Source organism: Streptomyces sp. TG1A-60 (assembly GCF_037201975.1).
Taxonomy (GTDB): domain Bacteria; phylum Actinomycetota; class Actinomycetes; order Streptomycetales; family Streptomycetaceae; genus Streptomyces.
Genome location: NZ_CP147520.1, coordinates 198,796 through 203,723 on the forward strand (window position 1 = coordinate 198,796; position 4,928 = coordinate 203,723).

1 protein-coding gene is annotated in these 4,928 nt (G+C 73.3%); it reads right to left on the minus strand.

Translation table 11 applies throughout. The features are described from left to right. Positions 1–47: 47 nt before the first annotated feature. Entirely contained in the window at positions 48–4,886 is a 4,839-nt protein-coding gene (locus WBG99_RS00260; RefSeq protein WP_338894333.1) for an SDR family NAD(P)-dependent oxidoreductase, read from the minus strand. Positions 4,887–4,928: the final 42 nt, after the last annotated feature.

Sequence of the window (4,928 nt, forward strand, 5' to 3'; positions counted from 1 at the left end):
GGAAAAGTCGCCCTCCAGGATTGTCCTCGGCCACCGCGCACCCCGGCTCACGAGAGGCCGAGATCTCGATCGATCACGTCGAAAAGCTCTTCGTTGCTGGCCCTGCTGAGCTGGTCCCGCAGATCGCCCCAGGCGGCGTCGCCGTCCCCGACGCGGTGCCGGGCGAGCATCGCCTCCAGTCGCAGCACGACGCGGACGCGGTCGATGTCGTCCTCCGCGCGGGCCAGCAGCGCCTCTTCGAGCAGGTCCAGCTCCTCCGTGGAGGGCAGGGCCGCCGACGGGTCGCCCGGGAGCGCCTCCGCCAGCACGTGGTCGGCGAGCGCCGCGGGCGTCGGGTGGTCGAAGACCGCGGTGGCGGGCAGGGAAAGGCCGGTAGCCCGGCCGAGTCGGTTACGCAGTTCCACGGCGGCCAGCGAGTCGAATCCGAACTCCCGGAACGACCTGCCGACATCGATGGCGTCCACGCTGTCGTGCCCCAGTACCACCGCCGCGTGCGAGCGCACCAGGTCGAGTACGACGAGTTCCCGGTCGCCGGTGGGCAGTCCGGTCAGGCGTTCCCTGAGGGCGGCGAGCCGGGCGAGGTCCCCGCCCTCGGCGGGCGTGCCCGCCAGAAGCTCCCGGACCTCGGGAAGTTCGTCGAAGAACCGGTTGGGCCGCAGGGCGGTGAACGTGGGCACGAACTGTTCCCACGCGATGTCGGCGACGGTCACCGATCCGCTGTCCTGGTCCATCGCCTGCTGCAGCGCGCGCATCGCCGGTTCGGGCGGCAGCAGCGAGATGCCACGCCGCCGCATGGGCTCCTTGATCGCCTGGTCGACCATGCCGCCGCCGTCCCACGGCCCCCAGGCGATCGAGATCGCGCGGACGCCTTCGGCGTCGCGCCGTTGCGCCAGGGCGTCGAGGTAGGCGTTGGCGGCCGCGTAGCCGGCCTGGTCGCCGACTCCCCACACGCCCGCGATGGAGGAGAAGTACACGACCGCGTCCAGGGCGCGCGGGTCGAGCAGCTCGTCCAAGTGCCGGGCGCCCGCGACCTTGCCCGCCGCCGTCCGGTCGAGCTCGTCGAGCGTGGTCCCGGCGAGCGGCGCCGAGGCGCTGACGCCCGAGGCGTGCACGACGGCGCGCAGCCGCGGCTCCATGGCGTCAAGTTCCCCGACGAGCCGGGTGACGTCGGCGTGGTCGGACAGGTCGCAGGCGGCCACGGTGACCCGGGCGCCGAGCTCCACCAGGTCGGCTTCCAGTTCCGCCAGGCCGGGTGCCGTACGGCCGCCCCTGCTGACCAGCACGAGGTGTTCGGCGCCGCACCGGGCGAGCCGGCGGGCGACGTGGCCGCCGAGCGCGCCCGTGCCGCCGGTCACCAGGACCGTGCCGCGAGGCCGCCATTCGGGGGCTTCCGGGTCGGCGCCGGGTGCCCGCCGGAGTCTGCGTACGAAGGTCCCTTCCGGACGGATCGCGATCTGGTCCTCGCCGTCGGAGGCGCCCAGCAGGCCGCTCAGGGTGTCGGTCGCGGCGGCGTCGACCTCGGCGGGGAGATCGACGAGTCCGCCCCACAGCTTCGGGTGCTCCAGGGCGGCGACCCGGCCCAGGCCCCAGACCGGCGCCTGGTCGGGGTCGGCCGCCCGCTCGGAATCGGCGGGCGACACCGCTCCCCGCGTCACGCACCACAGAGGGACGGTGAGCGCGACGTCCAGCATGGCCTGGACGAGCAGCAGCGTCGTGGCCGTCCCACCGGGCAGGGAGGGAACGGCGGGATGCGGGTCCTCCTCCAGCGCCAGCAGGGAGAGCACTCCGGCGGGCGGCGGCCCGTCGCCGGACGCCTTCAGCAGGCGGGCGGCCAGGTTGGTACGGTTCGCGGCGTCCGCGGCGACCGGCACCGTCCGCACTCCGGCACCGTTGCGGGTCAGGCCGTCCCGGCAGGCGCGGACGACGTCGCTGTCGGCGAGCGCCGCGGGCACGGCGAGCAGCCAGTCGCCCGTGAGGGCGGGGACGGGCGTGGACGTCAGGGGCTCCCAGCCCACGTGGTAGCGCCAGCGCGCGACCTCGGCGTTCTCCCTGCCCTGCTGGTGCCATGCGAAGAGCAGGGGCAGCACGGTCCGCAGCGATGCCCGGACGCCGGGGTCGGTCACGTCGAGTTCGTCGGCGAGGGCCTCGGGGTCCTCGCGGGCGAGCGCGTCCCAGAAGCCGGCGTCGTCGGGGTCGGCCGCCGGCGTCTCCGCCGGGTACAGCCAGAACCGCTCGTGCTGGAACGGGTAGACGGGCAGTTCCAGTCGTTGGCCGTGCCCCTCGAAGAGCACGTGCCAGTCGACCGCGGTGCCCCTGGTCCACAGTTCGGCGAGCGCCGTGACGAACACCCCGGTGTCGTGCCAGCTGGCGCGGAGCGCCGTGGTGGTGAGCGTCGCGTCGGGCAGGCTCTCGCGTGCCATGCCGGTGAGCACTCCGTCGGGGCCGATCTCCACGAACCGGTTCACGCCCTGGTCCTTGAGGTACTCGACCCCGTCGGCGAACCGGACGGTCTCGCGGACCTGCCGTACCCAGTAGTCGGGGGTGGAGATGAGCACGTCGTCCTCCGCCCCGGTCAGGGTGGAGACGATCGGGATGCGGGGCTCGCTGAACGACAGCTTCGCGAGGACGGTCCTGAAGTCGGCCAGCATCGGTTCCAGCAGCGCCGAGTGGAACGCGTGGGACACCGTCAGCCGGCTGGTCCTGCGGCCTTCGGCCGTCCACCGTGCCGCCAGTTCGTCGATGATGTCCGCCGGGCCCGACACCACGCCCGAGGTGGGGCCGTTGAGCGCGGCCACGTCGGCGCGTCCGGCGACCGCCTCGACCACCTCGGCCTCGGTCGCCCGCACCGCCAGCATGGCCCCGCCGGAGGGCAGCGCCTGCATCAGCCGGCCCCGGGCGGCCACCAGGGCGCACGCGTCGGCCAGCGACAGGACGCCCGCGCAGTGCGCGGCCGCCACCTCGCCTATCGAGTGTCCCAGGAGGAAGTCCGGCACCACGCCGAAGGACTCGAACAACCGGAACAGCGCCACTTCCACGGCGAAGAGACCCGCCTGGGCCCACACGGTCTCGTGGAGGTCCTGACCGCCGAACACCACGTCCTTGACCGAGCGGTCCAACCGGGGGTCCAGTTCGGCGCACACGGCGTCGAACGCCCGCGCGTACACCGGGAACGACTCGTGAAGACCCATGCCCATCGCGGCGCGCTGCGCGCCCTGTCCGGTGAACAGGAACGCGGACCGTCCGTCACCGGTCACGCCGGTGACGACGGCCCTGTCGGGCAGGTCGCCGACCAGTGCGGTGAGCCCGTCGGCGAGCCGGTCCCGGTCGGCGCCGAGGACGACCGCGCGCTGCTCCAACGCCGTACGGTCCAGCAGGGACAGGCCGACGTCCAACGGGTCGGGGGACGTGTCGGCGACGAATTCGTGCAGGCGGCCGGCCTGGGCGCGCAGGGCTCCGGTGGTGCGGGCCGCAAGCAGCCACGGGACGACGCCGGGCACCGCGTGCTCGGTCGTGTCGCCGGCACCCGCGGTCGGCGCCTGTTCGAGGATGACGTGGGCATTGGTCCCGCTGATGCCGAACGAGGACACGCCGGCCCGGCGGGGCCGGTCGAGCCGGGGCCACGCCTCGGTCTCGGTCAGCAGCCGCACCGCGCCCGCGGACCAGTCGACCTGCGGGTTCGGTTCGTGCGCGTGCAGGGTGCGCGGCAGCACGCCGTGCCGCATCGCCTGCACCATCTTGATGACACCGGCGACACCCGAGGCGGCCTGTGTGTGCCCGATGTTCGACTTCACCGACCCCAGCCGCAGCGGGCGGTCTTCGGGCCGGTCCTGCCCGTAGGTGGCCAGGAGCGCCTGTATCTCGATGGGATCGCCCAGCCTGGTTCCGGTCCCGTGCCCTTCCACGACGTCCACGTCGAGCGCGGTCAGACGTGCGCTGGCCAGGGCGTCCTGGATGACCCGCTGCTGGGACGGGCCGTTCGGCGCGGTCAGGCCGCTGGAGGCGCCGTCCTGGTTGACGGCGCTGCCCCGGATCACCGCCAGGACCCGGTGTCCCAGCCGCTGCGCGTCCGAGAGCCGCTCCAGCAGGAGCATGCCCACTCCCTCGGCCCAGCCGGTGCCGTCGGCGTCGGCTCCGTAGGACTTGCACCGGCCGTCAGAGGACAGCCCGCCCTGTTGGGCGAAGCCCACGAACGTGTCCGGCGACGCCATCACGGTCGCACCGCCGGCGAAGGCCATCGTCGTCTCGCCGGACCGCAGCGACTGGCATGCCAGGTGTAAGGCCACCAACGAGGACGAGCAGGCCGTGTCCACCGTGACCGCGGGGCCCTCGAGACCGAACGTGTAGGAGATCCGGCCGGACGCGACGCTGCTCATGTTGCCGATGCCGAGGTAGGCGTCCACTCCCTCGGGAACGCTGATCACGCGGGCGGCGTAGTCCCGGTACATCAGTCCGGCGAAGACACCGGTTCGGCTGCCGCGCAGCGAGTACGGGTCGACACCACCGCGTTCGCACGCCTCCCAGCACGCTTCGAGGAGCAGCCGGTGCTGGGGGTCCATGGCTGTCGCCTCGCGTGGCGAGATGCCGAACAGCGTGGGGTCGAAGCCGTCCGCGTCGTGGAGGAATCCGCCGCTGCGGGCGAACGTGGCGTTCTCGTCGATGAGCCAGCCGCGTTCCTCGGGGAAGGGGGAGACGGCGTCGACGCCCTCGGACACCAGCCGCCACAGCGCGTCCGGGCCGTCCACGCCGCCGGGCAGCCGGCAGGCCATGCCGACGATGGCGATCGGCTGCCGGTCGGCCGACTCGGCGGTGTGCAGTCGTTGCCGGGTCTGGTGCAGCTCGGCCGTGACGCGCTTGAGGTAGTCGCGGAGCTTCTGCTCGTCCGCCATGTCAGGCCTCACAGGGTGTCGGGTGGGAGTCCGGAAGCAGGG